Annotated in this window: 18 protein-coding genes; 8 read left to right on the top strand and 10 right to left on the bottom strand. The window is 71.0% G+C overall.

The features are described from left to right. Nucleotides 1-71 precede the first annotated feature (71 nt). A complete protein-coding gene (locus AB0K12_RS16215) occupies nucleotides 72-2,384 on the top strand; it encodes a glycoside hydrolase family 6 protein (RefSeq protein ID WP_364560890.1) in 2,313 nt (770 codons plus the stop codon). 156 nt (nucleotides 2,385-2,540) lie between these two features. On the opposite strand, the gene AB0K12_RS16210 is transcribed toward AB0K12_RS16215, so the two are convergent. The 5 genes from AB0K12_RS16210 to AB0K12_RS16190 form a co-directional block, all read right to left on the bottom strand. Continuing rightward, nucleotides 2,541-2,942, bottom strand: a complete 402-nt coding sequence (locus AB0K12_RS16210) for a DUF1992 domain-containing protein (RefSeq protein ID WP_364560887.1) — start codon at nucleotides 2,940-2,942, stop codon at nucleotides 2,541-2,543. 13 nt (nucleotides 2,943-2,955) lie between these two features. Beyond that, entirely contained in the window at nucleotides 2,956-3,855 is a 900-nt protein-coding gene (gene folP, locus AB0K12_RS16205; protein WP_364560884.1) for a dihydropteroate synthase, read from the bottom strand. A 73-nt stretch (nucleotides 3,856-3,928) separates the two neighbouring features. Continuing rightward, nucleotides 3,929-4,402, bottom strand: a complete 474-nt coding sequence (locus AB0K12_RS16200; RefSeq protein WP_364560882.1) for an ATP-binding protein — start codon at nucleotides 4,400-4,402, stop codon at nucleotides 3,929-3,931. A 93-nt stretch (nucleotides 4,403-4,495) separates the two neighbouring features. Continuing rightward, nucleotides 4,496-5,545: an NAD-dependent epimerase/dehydratase family protein gene (locus AB0K12_RS16195; protein ID WP_364560879.1), complete on the bottom strand. Its 1,050-nt coding sequence runs from the start codon at nucleotides 5,543-5,545 to the stop codon at nucleotides 4,496-4,498. 41 nt (nucleotides 5,546-5,586) lie between these two features. After that, nucleotides 5,587-6,768, bottom strand: a complete 1,182-nt coding sequence (locus AB0K12_RS16190; RefSeq protein ID WP_364560876.1) for a zinc-dependent alcohol dehydrogenase — start codon at nucleotides 6,766-6,768, stop codon at nucleotides 5,587-5,589. Nucleotides 6,769-6,864: 96 nt separating this feature from the next. Here AB0K12_RS16190 and AB0K12_RS16185 point away from each other — a divergent pair, with 96 nt between their 5' ends. Beyond that, the gene (locus tag AB0K12_RS16185; protein WP_364560873.1) at nucleotides 6,865-7,194 is read left to right on the top strand and encodes a hypothetical protein; all 330 of its coding nucleotides are present in this window, start codon (nucleotides 6,865-6,867) and stop codon (nucleotides 7,192-7,194) included. Between the two features lie 7 nt (nucleotides 7,195-7,201). Here AB0K12_RS16185 and AB0K12_RS16180 read toward each other — a convergent pair whose 3' ends face one another. Further along, complete coding sequence (locus AB0K12_RS16180) at nucleotides 7,202-8,953, bottom strand: 1-deoxy-D-xylulose-5-phosphate synthase (RefSeq protein WP_364560870.1); 1,752 nt, start codon at nucleotides 8,951-8,953, stop codon at nucleotides 7,202-7,204. A 121-nt stretch (nucleotides 8,954-9,074) separates the two neighbouring features. Here AB0K12_RS16180 and AB0K12_RS16175 point away from each other — a divergent pair, with 121 nt between their 5' ends. From AB0K12_RS16175 to AB0K12_RS16160, 4 genes are all read left to right on the top strand, one after another. Then, nucleotides 9,075-10,124 carry a polyprenyl synthetase family protein gene (locus AB0K12_RS16175; RefSeq protein WP_364560867.1) on the top strand — a complete coding sequence of 350 codons (1,050 nt, stop codon included), beginning with the start codon at nucleotides 9,075-9,077 and terminating at the stop codon, nucleotides 10,122-10,124. Between the two features lie 13 nt (nucleotides 10,125-10,137). Continuing rightward, nucleotides 10,138-11,079 carry a 4-hydroxy-3-methylbut-2-enyl diphosphate reductase gene (locus AB0K12_RS16170; protein WP_364560864.1) on the top strand — a complete coding sequence of 314 codons (942 nt, stop codon included), beginning with the start codon at nucleotides 10,138-10,140 and terminating at the stop codon, nucleotides 11,077-11,079. A gap of 27 nt (nucleotides 11,080-11,106) precedes the next feature. After that, nucleotides 11,107-12,528 (top strand): family 2B encapsulin nanocompartment shell protein, encoded by a 1,422-nt coding sequence (locus tag AB0K12_RS16165; protein ID WP_364560862.1) that lies wholly within the window; start codon nucleotides 11,107-11,109, stop codon nucleotides 12,526-12,528. An 82-nt stretch (nucleotides 12,529-12,610) separates the two neighbouring features. Further along, nucleotides 12,611-14,827 carry a terpene synthase family protein gene (locus AB0K12_RS16160; protein ID WP_364560858.1) on the top strand — a complete coding sequence of 739 codons (2,217 nt, stop codon included), beginning with the start codon at nucleotides 12,611-12,613 and terminating at the stop codon, nucleotides 14,825-14,827. Here AB0K12_RS16160 and AB0K12_RS16155 read toward each other — a convergent pair. Continuing rightward, the gene (locus AB0K12_RS16155; RefSeq protein WP_364560855.1) at nucleotides 14,802-15,161 is read right to left on the bottom strand and encodes an STAS domain-containing protein; all 360 of its coding nucleotides are present in this window, start codon (nucleotides 15,159-15,161) and stop codon (nucleotides 14,802-14,804) included. The genes AB0K12_RS16160 and AB0K12_RS16155 overlap by 26 nt on opposite strands. A 476-nt stretch (nucleotides 15,162-15,637) precedes the next feature. Here AB0K12_RS16155 and AB0K12_RS16150 point away from each other — a divergent pair, with 476 nt between their 5' ends. Further along, nucleotides 15,638-16,168, top strand: coding sequence for a C40 family peptidase (locus tag AB0K12_RS16150; RefSeq protein WP_364560852.1), 531 nt, complete (start codon nucleotides 15,638-15,640; stop codon nucleotides 16,166-16,168). A 219-nt stretch (nucleotides 16,169-16,387) separates the two neighbouring features. Here the strand turns inward: AB0K12_RS16150 and AB0K12_RS16145 are convergent, their stop codons facing one another. The 3 genes from AB0K12_RS16145 to AB0K12_RS16135 form a co-directional block, all read right to left on the bottom strand. Continuing rightward, nucleotides 16,388-16,690 carry a hypothetical protein gene (locus AB0K12_RS16145; protein WP_364560849.1) on the bottom strand — a complete coding sequence of 101 codons (303 nt, stop codon included), beginning with the start codon at nucleotides 16,688-16,690 and terminating at the stop codon, nucleotides 16,388-16,390. Nucleotides 16,691-17,044: 354 nt separating this feature from the next. After that, nucleotides 17,045-17,347 carry a hypothetical protein gene (locus tag AB0K12_RS16140; RefSeq protein ID WP_345392256.1) on the bottom strand — a complete coding sequence of 101 codons (303 nt, stop codon included), beginning with the start codon at nucleotides 17,345-17,347 and terminating at the stop codon, nucleotides 17,045-17,047. Nucleotides 17,348-17,654: 307 nt separating this feature from the next. After that, nucleotides 17,655-17,957 (bottom strand): hypothetical protein, encoded by a 303-nt coding sequence (locus AB0K12_RS16135; RefSeq protein ID WP_364560845.1) that lies wholly within the window; start codon nucleotides 17,955-17,957, stop codon nucleotides 17,655-17,657. Nucleotides 17,958-18,403: 446 nt separating this feature from the next. Here AB0K12_RS16135 and AB0K12_RS16130 point away from each other — a divergent pair, with 446 nt between their 5' ends. Next, the gene (locus AB0K12_RS16130) at nucleotides 18,404-19,765 is read left to right on the top strand and encodes an NERD domain-containing protein kinase family protein (protein ID WP_364560842.1); all 1,362 of its coding nucleotides are present in this window, start codon (nucleotides 18,404-18,406) and stop codon (nucleotides 19,763-19,765) included. Nucleotides 19,766-19,796 lie beyond the last annotated feature (31 nt).

Below are 19,796 nucleotides of genomic sequence, written 5' to 3'. Positions count from 1 at the left end.
TCCCAGCCATCTAGTACTGGAGATGATCGCAAGTGAGACTCCACCGCGGCCTCCGCAAATGGGCCGTGACCATGACCGCCGCGAGTGTCGCGGCCTTAGGGCTCGTCGCAGGCCAGAGCACGGCCGCGAACGCCGCCGTCGCCTGCGACGTGACCTACACAGCCAACTCGTGGACGAGCAGCCCTGGTCAGGGCGGTTTCACCGCGAACATCACGTTGAAGAACACCGGCGACCCGCTCTCCTCGTGGACGCTGGCCTTCGACTATCCGACCACAGGCCAGAAATACACCCCCAGCGGCTGGGGCGCGAACTGGAGCCAGTCGGGCGCCCGCGTCACCGGCACCAGCATGCCGTGGAACGGCAGCCTGGCCACCGGCGCGTCGGTCTCCGTCGGCTTCAACGGCACCTGGACGGGCACGAACCCCAGCCCGGAGACGTTCTCCGTCAACGGCACCACCTGCGGTGACACCACGCCCACCACCCCGTCGGTGATCCTGTCGGCCAGCTCCGTGGCCGTCGACGAGGGCGGCACGGCCACGTTCACCGCGCGCCTGTCGGCCGCGCCCAGCTCGAACGTCACCGTCACCACCGCCCGCACCAGCGGCGACACCGACCTGACGGTCAGCTCGGGCGGCTCGCTCACCTTCACCCCGAGCAACTGGAGCACCGCGCAGACGGTCACCCTGGCCGCCGCGCAGGACTCCGACACCACCGCGGGCACCGCCGCCTTCAGCGTCGGCGGCAGCGGCGTCACCGGCGCCACGCTCACCGCGACCGAGGTGGACGACGACGCCACGGTGGAGCAGGCCATCGTCGTGACGCCGGCCTCGGTGACCGTACCCGAGGGCTCGACCGGCACGTTCACCGCGCGCCTGGCCGCGCAGCCGTCCTCCAGCGTGACGGTCACCACGACGGCCGGCAGCGGCGACTCCGACCTGACCGTCAGGTCCGGCGGCTCGCTCACCTTCAGCACGTCGAACTGGAACACCCCGCAGACGGTCACCCTGGCCGCCGCGCAGGACTCCGACTCGGCGAACGGCACCCGCACCTTCACCGTCGCCTCGACCGGCCTGACCTCGCGTACGGTCACCGCCACCGAGGCCGACGACGACGGCGGCCCCATGCCCGTCCACGTGGAGAACCCGTACTCCGGCGCCACCGGCTACGTGAACCCCACCTGGAGCGCCAGGGCCGCGGCCGAGCCGGGCGGCGACGCCGTCGCCGACACCTCCACCGCCGTGTGGATGGACCGCATCGCCGCCATCGAGGGCCCGGGCGACGCGCTGAGCCTGCGCGAGCACATGGACGAGGCCCTCAGGCAGGACGCCGCCAACGGCTCCGCGCCGCTGACCATCCAGGTCGTCATCTACAACCTGCCGAACCGCGACTGCTCGGCGCTGGCCTCCAACGGCGAGCTGCGCATCTCGGAGAACGGCTTCAACCGCTACAAGACGGAGTACATCGACCCGATCGCCGACATCCTCGGCGACTCCGCCTACGCGAACCTGCGCATCGTCACCATCATCGAACCCGACTCGCTGCCGAACCTCGTCACGAACCTCGACAGGTTCGCCGACTGCCGCGAGGCCAATGGCACCGGCGGCTACCGTGACGGCGTCAGGTACGCGCTCGACCAGCTCCACGCCATCCCCAACGTCTACACCTACGTGGACGCCGCCCACCACGCCTGGCTCGGCTGGGACTCGAACTTCCAGCCCTCCGTCAACCTCTTCTACGAGACGGTGGCCGGCACCGCCGCCGGCGTGGACAGCGTGGACGGCTTCATCGTCAACACCGCCAACTACTCCGCCACGGTCGAGCCGCACTTCACCATCAACACCACGGTGAACGGCACCTCGGTCCGCCAGTCCAAGTGGGTCGACTGGAACTACTACGTCGACGAGCAGTCCTTCGCCGTCGCCCTGCGCAACGCCCTGGTCGCCAAGGGCTTCCGCTCCGGGCTCGGCATGCTGATCGACACCTCGCGCAACGGCTGGGGCGGCAGCGCCCGCCCGGGCGGCCCGAGCACCGCGACCAACGTGGACCAGTTCGTCGACCAGTCCCGCGTCGACCGGCGCATCCACGCCGGTAACTGGTGCAACCAGAGCGGTGCCGGCATGGGCGCCCGCCCGACCGCCGCGCCCGCCAGCGGCATCGACGCCTACGTCTGGGTCAAGCCTCCGGGCGAGTCCGACGGCTCCAGCGAGGAGATCGACAACGACGAGGGCAAGCGGTTCGACCGGATGTGCGACCCGACGTACGAGGGCAACGACCTCAACGGCAACAACATGTCGGGCGCCCTGGCGAACGCGCCGATCTCCGGTCAGTGGTTCTCGGCGCAGTTCCGCCAGCTGCTGCAGAACGCCTACCCGCCGATCAACTAAAGGACCCGGCCGACCGGCGTCCCGCCTGACCCGGGGCGCCGGCCGGTCAGAGGGACCCGCCTGATCCGGGTCCCTCAGCAACCGGACCGGGGTCCGGGCCGCCGCGCCCGGACTCCGGTCCCATGCATCGCGCCGCCCCGGCGCCTTCAAGGGTGGTCAGCGGTGGGTGCGGCGCCACTCGGCGGCGACGTCGTCCACGTCGAACGGCATCAGGTTGAGCGGCGGCCCCGACAGCCCCGTGCGGATCGCCTCGCGGATGCGCTCGTTGATCTCCTCGACGATCCGCCGCGCCTCGGCCTCGGACCGGGCGTCGCGCGCCGCGGCCAGCGCCTTCTCGGCGTCCTTGCGCAGCGCCAGCGTCGGGGGCAGCGGCATCGACAGCCCCTCGCTCTCGATCTTCTGCTTCACCCACCACATCTCGTCGAGCGGCTTGCCCTCTCCGGGCAGCGGCTTGCCCTTGCCGGGCAGGTCGTCGAACTCGCCGCGCTCCTCCGCCTCGCGGATCTGCCGGTCGATCCAGCTCTCGAAGGGCATCCCGATGGGCTTGCGCCGGGTCACGTGGGGAACCTCCTCATGCCAGGTTGTGACGGGGTGCGAGCGGGCCGCGCCAGCCGAGCACGGCCTCGGTCATGCGGATGGAGGCGACGGTGGCCGCGACGTCGTGGACCCGCAGGATGCGCGCGCCCTTGAGGACGGCGACCACGTTGGCCGCGATCGTGCCCTCTTTGCGCTCGCCCTGCGGCCGGTCGAGCGTCTCGCCGATGAAGTCCTTGTTGGACAGCGCGACCAGCGTCGGGTAGCCGATCGCGGTGATCTCGTCGAGGCGGCGGGTCAGCTCAAGGGAGTGGAAGGTGTTCTTGTTGAGGTCGTGGCCGGGGTCGATGATGACCTTCTCGGGCGCGATGCCGGCTTTCAGCGCGTACGCCACCCGCTCCCGCAGATAGCCGGCCACCTCGGTGACGACGTCGGCGTAGCTGGGCCGCAGCACCCGCCGGCCCGGCCCGCCCAGGCTGTGGGTGACGACCACGGCCGCGCCGGTGGCCGCGGCGACCTCGGCGATGCCCGGCTCGCGCAGGCCGTTGGTGTCGTTGATGACGTCGGCGCCGGCCGCGACGGCGGCCTCGGCCACCTCGGGCCGGTGGGTGTCGACCGAGATCACGGCGTCGGTGGCGGCCCTGACCCTGGCGATGACGGGCGCCACCCGGTCGATCTCCTCGGCCACGCTGATCGGAGCCTGGGCGGCGCTGAAGGCGAACCCGCCGATGTCGACCCAGTCGGCCCCCTCGGACACGGCCTTCGTGGCCGCCGCGACCGCCTGGTCGAGCTCGAAGGTGCGGCCCTGGTCGTGGAAGGAGTTGGGCGTCCTGTTGACGATGGCCATGATCGCGACCTGGCGCTCGAAATCGAACTCTCGCCGGCCGAGACGCCGGACGGGAGCGATGATCTCGGGGGATGGCATGTCGCCGCTCACGTGGTGATCCTCTCCGTCCCTACGAGACTACCCGGCGCCTGCGCTGGTCAGCCGCGCGCGGGACGGTGAATGATCAGGCGGTGAAGTGACCGGAGTGCCCGTCTCCTGGGGCGACGACCCTGATCCGCCGCATGCCCCTGCGCACGGGCAGGTCGGCGCCGCGCGGTAACCGCATGGTGAGCAGCACGCGGGTGCCCCCCGGCCCGGTGCGCAGGTCGGTCGCGTCGCACAATCGGTGGATCAGGTAGAGGCCGCGTCCTGTGCACGCCTGTCCTGACGCCTGCTTGTCGCCGTCCACGTACGGCTCGGGGATGCCCGCGCCCCGGTCGCTCGTCTCGGCCCTGATGACGCCGTCGATCGTCCACAGCCGCAACCGGCCGTGCCCGCCCGCGTGCTCCACTGCGTTGACCACGCTCTCGTGCACGGCGAGCACGAAGTCGTCGAGTCTCACCCCGTGGAGCCCGCAGCTCCCGGCGTGCTCGGCGACCTCGTGGCGCAGCCTGCCGACGTCGTGGAAGCTGAAGGTCTGGCTGAACAACACGCGCATGCGCTCCTCCGTGCCAATTCCGACACAGGCCGCGCTTCAGGACCTCACGTGATCCTTTTCCCCGACCCCCGGAATTTACACAAAGTCAGAGTGTCAAGGACGTCTGCCCACGCCCGAGGCCATCTCGCGGACCCGCCCGGCCGGGCCGCCATCGGGGGCCAGCGGCGCGGTGTCCATGCCCGCGCCCTCCCGCAGCCCCTCGAACAACGCCTGCATCGCCTCGTACGACGAGTGCTCCGGCGTCCAGCCCAGCACGTCTCTGGCCCGGTCGGTCCGCATGAGCGGGATCCGCAGCGCCATCTCCAGCAGCCCTGGCGAGGCCGGCACGAGCCGCAGGTTCCAGGCGGCGGAGACGGCCGCCATGGCCAGCTTGGGCGGCACCCGCACCGTGCGCGTGCCCAGCAGTTCGGCGAGGTCGCCCGGGTCCAGCACGGGCTCGGCGGCCAGGTTGAACGCGCCGTCCACGGGCCTGGTCACAGCCAGCCGGTACGCCTGCGCCGCGTCCTCGGCGTGCAGCACCTGCAGCCGCAGCCCGGGGATGTCCGGCACGAACGGCACCCGGCCCGCCTTGATCATCCGCCGCGGCACGAGGGGCCCGCCGAACAGCCTGCGCTGCTCGGTCGCCGCCGCCCGCTGAAAGATGAAGCCGGGCCGCATGCGGACGACCCTGATGTTCGGATGATCGTGCTCGAAGACGTCGAGCACCCGCTCGACGTACGCCTTCTCCCGCCCGTACGCCGCCCCGGGCCAGCCGTGCGTGGGCCAGCTCTCGTCCACCGGCCGGTCCTTGGGCCCCGGCGAGTAGGCCCCCACCGACGAGGCGTGCACCAGCGCCGGCACCCCGGCCTCCGCCGCGGCTCGGAAGACGCGCATGCTGCCGAGCACGTTCGCCCGCCAGGTGATCGCCGGGTCCCTGGTCGGCTGGAACAGCCACGCCAGGTGCACCACGGCGTCGGCGCCGTCGAAGACCCTCGTCAGGTCGGCGGTCGCCACGTCGGCCTGGTGCCACTCGGTGCGCTCCGCCCGCCAGCCCGGCAGCCGGCGGGCGACGCCGACGATCGAGGTGACGTCGTCGTCCGCGGCCAGCGCACGCACCACACTGGTGCCCACGTTCCCCGTGGCTCCCACCACTACGACTCTCATGGCAGCACCGCTGCCCGAGCCTGGGGCGGCGAAACCAGCGGTCAGGGCTTGAGCAGGATCTTCACCGCGCCGTCCGCCTTCTTCTGGAACATCTCGTACGCCTGCGGCGCCTGTTCCAGCGGCATCCGGTGGGTGGCGAGGTCCATCACGCCCAGCGGGTCGCTGTCGTCGGTGACCAGCGGCATGATCGGGCTCACCCAGCGCTTGACGTGCGCCTGCCCCATGCGCAGCGTGACGCCCTTGTCGAACAGGCGCAGCATGGGCAGCGGGTCCGTCATGCCGCCGTAGACGCCGGTGATGGAGATGACGCCGCCGCGCCTGACGGTCTCGATGGCCTGGTTGAGCGCGTGCAGCCGGTCGACGCCCGCGTTCGCCATGAGCGGCGCGGCCACGGCGTCGGGCAGCAGGCCGGTGAGGGCCTGGGCGAGCTTGGCGGCGGGCGAGCCGTGCGCCTCCATGCCGACCGCGTCGATGACGGAGTCGGTGCCGCGCCCGGACGTGCGTTCCCTGACCTCGCCTGGCACGTCGGTGACCTCGCCGGCGTCGATGACCTCGATGCCGTGGCGGCGGGCCAGCTCCAGGCGGGCGGTGATGCCGTCCACGGCGAGCACGCGGTGGCCGAGGTGGCGGGCGATGCGGGCGCACATCTGACCGATCGGGCCGAGGCCGAACACGGTGACGCTGCCGCCCTCGGGGATGCCGGCGTACGCGACGGCCTGCCAGGCGGTGGGCAGCACGTCCGACAGGTAGACGAACCGCTCGTCCGGCGGCCCGTCCGGGACCTTGATCGGGCCGAACTGGGCCTCGGGCACCCGCAGGTACTCGGCCTGGCCGCCGGGGACCTGGCCGTACAGCTTGGTGTAGCCGAACAGCGCGGCGCCCATGCCCTGCTCGCGCACCTGGGTGGTCTCGCACTGCGCGTACAGCTCCAGGCCGCACATGTGGCAGTGGCCGCAGGAGATGTTGAACGGGATGACGACGCGGTCGCCGGGCTTGAGCGTGGTGATGGCGGAGCCGACCTCCTCGACCACGCCCATGGACTCGTGACCGAGGATGTCGCCCTCGGTCATGAAGGGGCCGAGGACCTCGTACAGGTGCAGGTCGGAGCCGCAGATCCCGGTGCTGGTGACCCTGATGACCGCGTCGTTGGGCTCCTTGACGGCGGGGTCGGGCACTTCCTCGACCCGTACGTCGCGCTTGCCGTGCCAGGTGACTGCCTTCATGCTCGGCTCCTCGATGCCGGGGACAAATGCCGCATACCCCCACGCAGAGCGCCAAACGGCGCCGCGCGCCGGGCTCGCCGCCCTAGACTGCGCCGCATGGAGAACCCCCTGGAGCCCCGTGCCGCCGATTCCGTCCTGGAGCCGCACGTCGTGCACCGTCCCGCGCCCGGGACCGGTCGCGTGCGGCCGGCCCCGCTCGACGCCGATGAGGAGGCACGCTTCTACACCTCCATGGCGCAGTGGCTGGCCCAGGAGCTCGCACAGAAGGGCTCCGTCCGCCTGGCGTCCGCCGACACCCCCGAGCGGCAGCGCCAGTTCCAGGAGGTGGCGCACCGCGCGAGCGAGCTGCTCCGCCGCCCGGTGACCACGACCGCGAGCAGCCACGGCATGACCTTCGAGCTGGGCCGTCCACCGCGCACCGCGTGAGGCTGCCTCAGGCGCGGTCGAGGGCGCGCAGGGCGTCACCGGCCGCCCGCGCGATGCCCTGGCCGGTCAGCCCCGCCTCGGCCAGCAGCTCGAAGCGCCCGCCCTGGCCGATGAACGCGCACGGCAGGCCCAGGTTGAGCACCCCCTGGCCGGGCGCGCACACCTGGCGGACGAGCGCGCCGACCCCCGAGGAGGCGATGCCGTCCTCGACGGTCACCACCAGCCGGCTGCCGCCGACCGCCTTGCGCAGGTCGGCGGAGACCGGGATGACCCACCGCGGATCGACCACGCTCACCCCGATGCCCGACTCGGCCAACAGCGCCGCCGCGCTCAGGCACGGCCCGGCCATCGCGCCGACCGCGACCAGCAGCACGTCCTGACCGCCCGACGCCAGCACGTCCACCTCGCCCACGCTGCCGACGGGCGGGATCTCCGCCTCGACCGCCGCCTTGGGGAAGCGCAGCGCCGTGGGCCCGTCGCAGGCGACCGCCTCGTCCAGCAACTCCTCCAGCCGTACGGCGTCGCGCGGCGCGGCCACCCGCAGCCCCGGCACGACCGCCAGCGTCGCGAGGTCCCACATGCCGTGGTGGCTGGGCCCGTCGGGCCCGGTGATCCCGGCCCTGTCGAGCACGAGCGTCACGGGCAGCCGGTGCAGCGCGATGTCCATCAGCACCTGGTCGACGGCCCGGTTGAGGAACGTGGCGTAGATCGCGACCACCGGATGCAGCCCGCTCATCGCCATGCCGGCCGCCGAGGCCATGGCGTGCTGCTCGGCGATGCCGACGTCGAACATGCGCCCGGGAAAGCGCCGCCCGAACGCCGCGAGCCCGGTGGGCCCCGGCATCGCGGCGGTGACGGCGACCACGTCGCGGCGGCGCTCGCCGAGCGCGCACAGGTGGTGGGAGAAGGCGTGCGTCCAGGTGCCGCGCGCCGGTGACAGCGGCTGTCCGGTGGCCGGGTCGGAGGCCGGGATGGCGTGCAGGTGCTCGTCGAGGTCCTGCACGGCGGGGCCGTAGCCGCGGCCCTTGCGGGTGACGCAGTGGACCACGACCGGCGTGCGCAGCTCGCGGGCCGTGCGCAGCGCCCGCTCAAGGGCGGCGATGTCGTGGCCGTCGACCGGGCCGAGGTAGCGCAGGCCGAGGCTCTCGAAGACGCTGATGCCGGGCGCGGCCCGCAACCGGCCGAGGTGCTCGGCCCACCCGCCGACGGTGGGGGCGTAGGAGCGGCCGTTGTCGTTGAGCGCGATCACGACCGGCAGGCCGCGGTCGGCGCCGAGGTTGTTGAGCGCCTCCCAGGCCACGCCGCCGGTGAGCGCGCCGTCGCCGACCACCGCGACCACGGAACGGCCGCCCGCGCCGGCCAGCCGGCGCGCCTTGGCCATGCCGTCGGCGTAGGCGAGCGCGGTGGAGGCGTGGGAACTGTCGACGTGGTCGTGCGGCGACTCGTCCCTGCTGGGGTAGCCGCTCAGCCCGCCGCGCACGCGCAGCCCGTCGAAGGCGTCGCGGCGGCGGGTGAGGATCTTGTGGACGTACGCCTGGTGCCCGGTGTCGAACACGATCGCGTCGTCCGGAGAGTCGAAGACCCGGTGCAGCGCGATCGTCAGCTCCACGATGCCGAGGTTCGAGCCGAGGTGGCCGCCCGACGCGCTCACCTTCTCGATGAGGAAGTCGCGGATCTCGCGGGCCAGCCCCGGCAGCAGCTCGGCCGGAAGGGCGCGCAGGTCGTCGGGGGTGGACACGTGAGTCAGCAGCGTCTTCATGACATCCCCAGGCCGTGTGACTGCTGTGGCAAAAGAAAGCTTGGGCCGCAAAAGCTACTTTACACACTCCGTATTCAGTGAGTAACTAGGGGTAGTGACGGACGACAGAAGGGCCGCGCGTATGCCCGTGAGCTTCCCGCAGCACTCCCTTGGTGCCCGCATCGACCAGCGGCTCTGCGGCTTTCTCGAAGACTGGGGCAACCCGGTTTCCGACCCCGGGGTCGAGGCCGCGTACGGGCTGCTGGCGGACTTCATCCTCGGCGGCGGCAAGCGTGTGCGGCCCCAGCTGTGCTACTGGGGCTGGCGCGGCGCCGGCGGCGACGACTGCGAGGAGATCATCAGCGCCGCCGCCGCGCTGGAGCTGTGTCACGCGGGGCTGCTGATCCACGACGACATCATGGACGGCAGCGACCTGCGCCGCGGGCAGGCCACCGTGCACCGCAGCCTGTCCGACCTGCACCGTGGTCCGGGCGCCGAGGCGTTCGGCCGGGCCGGCGGCATCCTGCTCGGCACGCTCAGCCTGGCCTGGTCCGACGCGCTGCTGTCGTCCTGCGGCATCGACCCGGCCCGGCTGCGTGCCGCGCACCACCTGTTCGACGCCATGCGCACCGAGGTCATCAGCGGCCAATACCTCGACGTCCTCGCCCAGCTGCGCTCCGGCGCGACCGAGGCGCAGGCGCTGACCGTGATCCGCTACAAGAGCGCGAAGTACACCGTCGAGCGGCCGCTGCAGATCGGCGGCGCGCTCGCCGGAGCGCCGCCCGACCTGCTCGACGCCTACTCAAGGTTCGGGGTGCCGCTCGGGGAGGCGTTCCAGCTCCGCGACGACGTGCTCGGCACGTTCGGCTCGGCCTCGGAGACCGGCAAGTCGGCGCTGGACGACCTGCGCGAGGGCAAGCAGACCGTGATGTACGCGCACGCCGTGCAGCACGCCTCCCCCGCCCAGCTCGCCCACCTGCGCACCTGGCACGGCAACCCGGAGCTGACCGAGGAGCGCGCCGCGGAGGTGCGCCGCATCCTCATCGACACCGGGGCGCTGGCCCGGGTCGAGGACATGATCGAGGACCGCGTCCGCCAGGCCATGTCGGCACTGAGCGAGGCGCAGGTCAAGCCAGAGGCGGCCGGCGTGCTCGCCGAGATGGCCGACCAGCTCGCACATCGCAGCAAGTGAGGGGATCCCCAACATGGGACGGGTACTTCTCGCCGCCCCGCGCGGCTACTGCGCGGGCGTCGAACGCGCGATCGTCACGGTGGAGGAGGCGCTGCGGCGCTTCGGAGCGCCGGTCTACGTGCGTAAGCAGATCGTGCACAACACGTTCGTGGTGGACGACCTGACCAAGCGCGGCGCCGTCTTCGTCGAGGAGCTGGACGAGGTGCCCGACGGGGCGCTGGTCGTCTTCTCGGCGCACGGCGTCGCCCCCGCGGTGAAGGAGGCGGCGGGACTGCGGGGCCTGCGGACGATCGACGCCACCTGCCCGCTCGTCACCAAGGTGCACAAGGAGGCGGCCAGGATGGCCGAGTCCGGGCACCGGATCGTGCTCATCGGGCACGCCGATCACGAGGAGGTCGAGGGCACGCTGGGCGAGGCCCCCGAGCGCATCCACGTCATGGATCCGGCCAGGCCGGAGGAGCTGGAGCTGGACGGCTCCGGGCCGGTGAGCTGGCTGTCACAGACCACACTGGCCGTGGACGAGACCATGCGGGCGGTCGAAGGGCTGCGTGAGCGGTTCCCCGGCCTGGTCGACCCGCCCAGCGACGACATCTGCTACGCCAGCCAGAACCGTCAGGAGGCGGTCGCGCGCATCGCGCCCGAGTGCGAGCTGGTGGTCGTGGTCGGCTCGGCCAACTCCTCCAACTCGCGGCGGCTGGTCGAGGTCGCGGTCAATGCGGGAGCGGACGCGGCCCACCTGGTCGACCGGGCCTCCGACGCCGACGAGCGCTGGCTCGACGGCGTGCGCACGGTCGGGGTCAGCTCCGGCGCGTCCGTGCCGGAGCCGCTGGTCACGGAGTTACTCGACTGGCTCTCGGCCCGCGGGTTCGCCGACGTCCAGCCGGTGACCCTGACCGAGGAGACCCTGACGTTCTCCCTTCCGCTCGAACTCCGAACCTCCCGCAACCGCGGCTAGCCCGCACATCCAGATTGGTGGTGCACGATGACAGAAACGACCCACTCGACCGCGCCGAGCAACGGCAGCGCCAACGGCAACGGTCAGCTCAGCCTCAGCACCGATGCCGCCAAGCAGCTGGCGACGACGACCAAGACGCCGCCGCAGATGCAGGAGATCACCTCCCGCTGGCTGCTGCGGCTGCTGCCGTGGGTCCAGTGCTCGGGCGGTGTGTTCCGGGTGAACCGGCGACTGACGTACACACTGGGTGATGGCCGGATCACCTTCAGCACCACGGGCGCCGACGTGCGGGTGATCCCGGCCGAGCTGACCGAGCTGCCCATGTTGCGCGGCTTCGACGACATGGAGGTGCTGGAGGCGCTGGCCGACCGGTTCACCCAGCGCGAGGTCGCGGCCGGCGAGGAGATCGTCGCCGAGGGCGCCGAGGTGGACCGGCTGGTGCTGATCGCCCACGGGCGGGTGGCCAAGGTCGGGCGGGGCGCGTACGGGGACGACCAGAACCTCGGCGTGCTGGCCGACGGCGACCACCTCGGCGAGCAGGTGCTCGTCCAGGGCGGCCAGTACGAATTCACCGCCCGCGCGAAGACCGCCACCACCGTGCTGACGCTGTCCAGGCAGGACTACGAGCAGGTCGCCGAGCGCTCCCCCGCCCTGCGCGAGCACGTCGAGACCTGGCGCACCAGCGGGAACCACGCCCAGAACGACTACGGCGAGGCCGCGATCAACATGTCCGCCGGCCACACGGGCGAGGCCGAGCTGCCCGGCACGTTCGTGGACTACGAGCAGACGCCCCGCGAGTACGAGCTGAGCGTCGCCCAGACCGTCCTGCGCGTGCACAGCCGGGTCTCCGACCTCTACAACCAGCCGATGAGCCAGCTCGACCAGCAGCTCCGCCTCACGATCGAGGCCCTGCGCGAGCGGCAGGAGGACGAGCTGGTCAACAACCGCGACTTCGGCCTGCTGCACAACGCCGACTTCAGCCAGCGCATCCGCACCCGCTCCGGACCGCCCACCCCCGACGACCTCGACGACCTGCTGTCCACGGTGTGGAAGGAGCCCTCGTTCTTCCTCGCCCACCCGCAGGCCATCGCCGCCTTCGGCCGCGAGTGCAGCAAGCGCGGCGTCTACCCGCAGCAGAGCGAGGTCAACGGGCACCGCGTGCCGGCCTGGCGGGGCGTGCCGATCTTCCCGTGCAACAAGATCCCCGTCTCCGCCGCGCGCACCACGTCGTTCCTGCTGATGCGGACAGGGCAGGAGAACCAGGGCGTCGTCGGCCTGCACCAGACCGGCATCCCCGACGAGTACCAGCCGAGCCTGTCGGTGCGGTTCATGGGCATCAACGAGAAGGCGGTCATCTCCTACCTGGTCAGCGTCTACTACTCGGCCGCCGTCCTGGTGCCCGACGCGCTGGGCGTGCTGGAGGACGTCGAGCTCGGCCGCAACGGCTAGACCGTCCCACGGCCCCGTCCGCCACCTCTGGCGGGCGGGGCCGCTTGCCGCCCGAACCGTTGACGACGCGAAGGAGACGACCATGACGCAGCCGTTCGAACTGCCGGACTTCTACCTGCCGTATCCGGCCCGGCTCAACCGGCACCTGGACGAGGCCCGCGTGCATTCCAGACAGTGGGCGCGCGACATGGGCATGCTCGAAGGCTCGGGCGTCTGGGAGGAGGCCGACCTCGACGCCCACGACTATCCGCTGATGTGCGCCTATACCCATCCCGACTGCGACGCGGAGGAGCTGGGCCTGATCACCGACTGGTACGTGTGGGTCTTCTTCTTCGACGACCACTTCCTGGAGTTCTTCAAACGGACCGGCGACCTAGAGGGCGGCAAGGAGTATCTCGCGCGGCTGGCCCGCTTCATGCCCATGGGGCTCGACCTGGCCGTCCCCGAGCCGGAGAACCCGGTGGAGGCGGGCCTCGCCGACCTGTGGCCGCGTACGGTGCCGAGCATGTCGCTCGGCTGGCGGGCCCGCTTCGCCGAGAGCACCCGCAACCTGCTGGACGAGTCGCTCTGGGAGCTGGCCAACATCAACAGGGGCCGCGTCGCCAACCCCGTCGAGTACATCGAGATGCGCCGCAAGGTCGGCGGCGCGCCCTGGTCGGCCGGGCTCGTCGAGCACGCGGTCGGCGCCGAGGTGCCGGCCGTGATCGCGGGCTCCCGGCCGCTGCGGGTGCTCAAGGACGCCTTCTCCGACGCCGTGCACCTGCGCAACGACCTGTTCTCCTACCAGCGGGAGGTCACCGACGAGGGCGAGCTGAGCAACGGGGTGCTGGTGCTGGAGAAGTTCCTCGGCTGCTCCACGCAGGAGGCCGCGGACGCGGTCAACGACCTGCTGACCTCGCGGCTGCAGCAGTTCGAGCACACCGCGGTCTTCGAGCTGGGGCCGCTGTTCGTTGAGCACGGCATCGACCCGCTCAGCGCGGCCGGCGTCGCGGCGTACGTGAAGGGGCTGCAGGACTGGCAGGCGGGCGGGCACGAGTGGCACATGCGCTCCAGCCGCTACATGAACGAGCGGGCGGGGGCGAGCCGGCCGCTCGGCATGTCGTCCGTGATCGACCTGCTGGGGGCCAAGCGGGTGCGCTCGTTCACGCACGTGCCGTACCAGCGGGTGGGTCCTTCGCGGATCCCCGACCTGTACGTGCCGTTCGAGCTGCGCCTGTCACCCCACCTGGACGGCGCCAGGCGCGAGCTGGTCTCCTGGTGCCGCGAGATGGGGATGTTGGAGCCGCCGCACGGCGTCGCCGGGCCCGCCGTCTGGGACGAGGCCAAGCTCGTCGACTACGACCTGCCGCTGTGCGCGGCGGGGCTGCATCCCGGCGCGACGCCCGGGGAGCTCGACCTGGCCTCCGCCTGGCTGGCCTGGGGGACGTACGGCGACGACTACTTCCCCGTCGTCTTCGGCCGCCCGCGCAACCTGGCCGCCGCCAAGGTGGCGGTCGCCAGGTTCGGCGACTTCATGCCCGTCGACGGCACGCCCGCCCCCGCGCCCGCCAACGCGCTGGAGCGGTCGCTGGCCGACATCTGGGCGCGTACGGCGGGGCCGATGCCGCAGGATGACCGGCGCAAGCTGCGGGCGGCCGTGGAGGAGATGTGCGAGGCGTGGCTGTGGGAGCTGGCCGGCGAGATCGCCCACCACATCCCCGACCCGGTCGACTACATCGAGAGGCGGCGGCACACGTTCGGCTCGGAGCTCACCATGAGCCTGAGCCGGCTGCGGCACTCCAAGTCGATCCCCGACGAGTTCTACGCCAGCGGCCCGATGGTGGCGCTGAAGAACGCCATGATGGACGCGGGCACGCTGGTCAACGACGTGTTCTCGTACCAGAAGGAGATCGAGTACGAGGGCGAGGTGCACAACGCGATCCTCGTCGTCGAGAACTTCTTCGGCTGCGACTACCCGACGGCGCTCGGCATCGTGGCCGATCTGATGGCCTCGCGGGTGCGGCAGTTCGAGCACATCGCGGCGAACGAGCTGCCGATCGTGTGCGACGACTTCGGCCTCGGCGAGGAGGCGCGGCGCGACCTCGACGCTTTCCTGACCGAGCTGGGCGACTGGCTGGCCGGCATCCTCAACTGGCACCAGGGCTGCTTCCGCTACGACGAGCCGTCGCTGCAGCGGCACCACCAGGCGCCGCTGCCGCGCTTCCACGGCCCGACCGGGCTCGGCACCTCGGCCGCGGTCATCAGGCCGCCGGGCGCCGTCGGCCCGGGTACCGTCAGCCCTGTCGCAGCGGGACGTTGACGTCCTTCGGCTGGTAGAACCAGCCCAGCATGCGCAGCAGGCGCCGCTGGTACGGCGTGACGTTGTGCAGGCGGATCCACCGCTCGGCCGGCGGCAGTGCGGGCATCGCGAGCACGCGCAGCCCCGAGACGTCGATGAAGGTCAGCTCTCCTGTGTCGACCACGATGTAGGTGCCCTGGCGGCAGCTCGCCAGGGTGCTGGCCACCGCGCGGCTGTTGGTCACGTCGATCTCGCCGATCAGCGCGACCGCCGGCACGGCGGGCAAACCTGGCGCCACCGCCGTACTGATCGTCAGTTGTCGGTCTTGGTACAGCAGCCGTTCTTGGACGCTCACGCTCCCCGCACCCCCCAACACGCTGGCTCTTGGGGGTTGTCGCCGTGGTCGCACCTGCGGATCTGTCGCACGCGCTTTCCGGCGATTAATCCGAAACCTAGGCTACACGAAGTATGCCGGGCTATGGATTTTTCGTCGGAATATGACCGATTTTTCGGATAATCCTGAAGTTAGCGGTCCGGGGTGCTTCGCGGTGGCTCGCCGGGCCTGGGCGGTGGGGTCTCACGTCGTTTGCCGAGGATCTAGGGAGGCGCCGGCGCGGGCGGAGACCGACCCCCAATTGGTGGAAATTTCATCTTTTAGCGGGCTGCCACTGATGGCGTTTTGTCGCCATAGAAGGCGAGAAAAGCCACAGAGGAGACAACTGCGGGCAGGGCGGCGACGGCGGCGCCCGGCGCGGCTCGGATCGGGAGCGTCGATGTGCCATGGACCAGAGACGGAGACAGCGAAGACAGCGGAGCCGGCGTAGGCGGGGCTTGCGGGGACCGGCAGGGCCGTCGGCGCTGCGCGTGGTGGTGGCCTGCCTGGTCGCGCTCGTGGTCCACGCCGCGGGGGCCACGTCTTCCGTGAGCGCCAGGTCGGTGGCCGGGAGCATCGCGCTGCGGGCGGCGCTGGAGATGATCGGGGTGCCGTACTCGTGGGGCGGCGGCGGGATCCACGGGCCCGGGTACGGCATTGGGCGCGGCGCCACCACCAAGGGCTTCGACTGCTCCGGCCTCGCCGAGTACGCCTACGCCCGGGCGGGCGCGCTCATCGGGACCACCACGTACGAGCAGTGGCGCGCGGGCATCAGGATGACGAAAGAGCTGATGGAGCCGGGTGACCTGGTCTTCTTCGACAGCGACAAGGCGACCCCTGGCCCCGAGCACGTGGGGCTGGCGGTGGACGCCGAGCGGATGGTGCACGCGCCGCACACCGGCGCCCAGGTCCGCATCGACCCGCTGAACCGCGCGGACCTGCTCGGCATCGTCCGGGTGGAGGTCGGCCGCGGCGACCAGGACCTCTGAGCCATGAGAATGCCGTACGCCTCCGGGCGGGCCCTGATCGGGTCCCGCGCCGGAGGCGTACGGCGTACCGAACATTCGGTCACCGGAGAGGCGGCGCCGTGGCCTCGCGAGTCTCCACGGCCGGCCTCACCGGCTCACCCAGGTCGAGGGAGGACCGTTGGCCACGCGGCCCGTCCGGTAGGGGGCCGCCGCGCCCTCCCCGCCTGCTACGTCCAGGTCCTACCTGGCCTGCGCGCGGCCGTTGTCGATGTCGGTGTTGATGTTGCCGTCACCGACCTGCGGCTGGTTGTTGTTCAGCAGCGCGACGTTGGTCTCGTCCAGGAGCTGGAGGATGCCGACCTCGATGTCGTTGGCCGAGTGGTTGAGCAGGTTGTTGAGGACGTCGTCGGCTATCTGCCACTGCGTCAGCAGGGCCTGACCCTTGTTGCTCGGGTTGGGGCCGACGTCGGCGGACGCGGCGGAGGTGGCGAAACCGAAGGCGGCGGCCGCCACGGCGGCGCCGGCCAGAATACGACGGATCATTGTGTGCTTTCCTCCATGAATCGGCGCGGAATTACCGGCGCCAGCTTCTTTCGTACAGGGCTGTGCGGTGCCGCTGACGGTGATCGTGGCAGACCTCGGAGATGGCGACTCGTTATGGAGGTCAAGGAGCGCTTGAATGCTGTGGTGCTGATTCCCGGCTTACCGCTATAAGGCTCCGATGCACGTTCGGTGACCTTTTCCGGCTTATTTCCGGTGAGCGTTCTCCGACGGCGCCGGCCGTACGGTCCTGGGCGATGTCGCTCGCCGCGACGGCGTACGGCCGTCGAACGCTCCGGTGTTCCAGGGAACCGCTCCGTGGCCTCGCGGATCGCCACGATCGTTCAGGTCTGAGTCCTACCTGGCCTGGGCCTGGCCGTTCTGGATCTTGGTGTCCTTGTTGTGGTTGCCGACCTCGGGCTGGTTGTTGTTCAGCGCGCTCACGTTCACCTCGTCGAGGACCTTGATGATGTTGACCTCGAGGTCGTTGAGCGAGTGGTTGGCGACGTTGTTGAGGACGTCGTCCAGGATCTGGAACTGGCTGAGGACGGCCTGGCCCCCGTTGTACGGGTTGGGCCCGACGTCCGCGGACGCGCCGGACGCGGAGAAGCCCAGAGCGACGGCCGCGATTGCGGCACCGGCCAGAATGCGACGGATCATGTTTGCTTTCCTCCATGGAACGGCCCGGAATTCCCGGCGCCATAGTCGTTCGTGCAGGGCTGTGAGGTGCCGCGAATAACAATCGCGGCAGGCGGCTGGGCCCGCAACCCGGAAAGACCTTATGGAGGTCAAGAAGCCGCCTCGATTCCTTGACATCAGGTTTCGCCGACACGGCGCTGGAAACCGGCGTCCGCATATCGCGGGCGGGCACCCGATGGATCGGCGGCGTCATTGCTGTCGCGGGCCTTCACCTTTTACACGCGCACCGGCGGGGGGCGTCGGTCGCCGCCCCTTCCGCCTGCCCGGCCTACTGGGCGCGGGCGTCGCCGTTGTCGATACGCGTGTTCCTGTTGGCGTCGCCGACCTGCGGCTGGTTGTTGTTCAGCAGCGACACGTTGACCTCGTCGAGCGCGGTCAGGATGCTGACCTCGAGGTTGTTCAGCGAGTGGTTGCCGACGTCGTTGAGCACGTCGTCCAGGATCTGGAACTGGCTCGCGATGGCCGCGCCCTTGTTGTACGGGTTGGGGCCCACGTCAGCGGACGCGGCCGACGCGGAGAAGCCGAAGGCTGCGGCCGCGACTGCGGCACCGGCCAGAATGCGACGGATCATGTTTGCTTTCCTCCATGGAACGGCGTGAATTTCCTGGCGCCGTGGTCGTTCGTTGCAGGGCTGCTAGGTGCCGCGAATAACCATCACGGGAACCCTGGAAAAGCGCAACTGGAAAATCTCTCGGCAAGGTCAAAGAGCCATCTGGATTTTTTGAGCCGGTTTTCCTGCGCTGCACCGGCGGCGCATGGGCGACACCGCGCGGGACCGCCATTGAACCGGTAGCGCCGATCGGCCGCGCCGCTTATGGGGGGTCCGTTCACCGGTCTTTGGGCAATGATCGACCGCTGCTTGGCGCTGGTATCCGGCAGCAGGAAAACGCTTTTGGAATGGCCGCCGCAGCACCGTGGGGAGACCGGGGACACCCGCGATGACGTGCGGGAACCATCGGCCGGCTGGGACGGCTCCCAGCGGGAGTCCGGGCCCGATCCCGTGCGAGGATAGTGGTCATGGCAGAGATCGTCGGCGGAGGACGTCCGGTCAACGACGCCGAGCGGCGCGTGATCGCATATCTGCGAGACCACGCGCCCGCCGACTGGTTGCTGCTGCACAACGTCGAGGTGCCGCGCGGGCACGACGTGTTCGAGGTCGACGTGCTCGTCCTGACCGGTCACTCGCTCGTGGTGGTCGACGTCAAGGGCACGAGGGGCCGCATCGAGGTGTCGGGCACGCGCTGGTTCCCGCCGCGCAGGGAGGCGTTCGGCTCGCCGGTGACCAAGTTGCGGGGCACCGCCAAGGCGCTCAAGGGCCTGCTGGTCTCGCGGGCCACCCAGCTTGAGCGGGTCTATGTCGACAGCCTGGTCGTGCTCACCTCACCCGACGCCGAGCTGGTCGATCCCGTCGGGCGCGACGCGGTCAACGTCACCGACCTGCCCGGCCTGGTGGCCACGCTGAGCGACGTCTCGCGGGTGCGCCGCGGCTGCAGCCCCGACGTGCGTCCCTACGTCACGGCGATCCTCGACGCGCTCAACCAGACCGTCCGCCGCAGCACCGCGCCGCCCAGGTTCGGCAACTGGGAGGTCGAGGAGCAGCTCGGCGGCGACGCCAAGGTCACCGAATACCGCGCGTTCAACGCCACGCTGCCCGGCAGCGAGACCGTGCTGCTGCGCGTCTACCAGGCCGACCCGCTGGCCGACCAGGAGTCGCGGGCGGCCGAGCGGCAGCGCATCGCCAACGCCTACCAGACGCTGGCCCGCATCCCGCCCCACCCGTGCGTGGTGCGCTCGCGCGACTTCTTCGCCATCGACGACGAGAGCCGGTTCGTGCTGGTGCTCGACGACGTGCACGGCGAGGCGCTGCACCTGGCGATGGGCAAGGCCGCCCCGATGGGCGTGATCCAGGACCTGCTGCGCGGCCTGGCGCACGCCCACCTGCACGGGGTGGTGCACCGCGCGCTCACCCCCGCCTCCGTGCTGGTCACCGACGACGGCCACGCGGTGCTCACCGGCTTCGACTACGCCAAGCCTGGCCCGCGCAACTACACCGTGGCCCACGAGCTGGGCAACGTGCTCGACGCCCACTACGTGGCGCCCGAGTGCCAGGAGCGGCCCGACCTCATGACCACCACCTCCGACGTCTACGCCGCCGGCGCCATCGCCTACCAGCTGCTCACCGGCCAGCTCCCGACCAGCTCCGACGCGCAGGGCCCCGACGTGCCCGAGGTGGTCCGCATGATGCTCGACCACTCCCCCGCCAAGCGGCCCACGGCGGCGCAGGCCCTGCAGGCGCTGCGCGACGCCCCGCCGCCGGCCAGGCAGCAGCAGAAGTCGCGGCTCACCAGGTTCGTCCGCCGCATCGTGTCCCGCCCTTAGGGCGCCTCACAGGCCGCCGCGTCGTGTCCCG

This window comes from Nonomuraea sp. NPDC049419 (assembly GCF_040676995.1).
Lineage (GTDB): Bacteria > Actinomycetota > Actinomycetes > Streptosporangiales > Streptosporangiaceae > Nonomuraea > Nonomuraea salmonea.
This window is presented reverse-complemented; position numbering and strand designations above follow the sequence as displayed.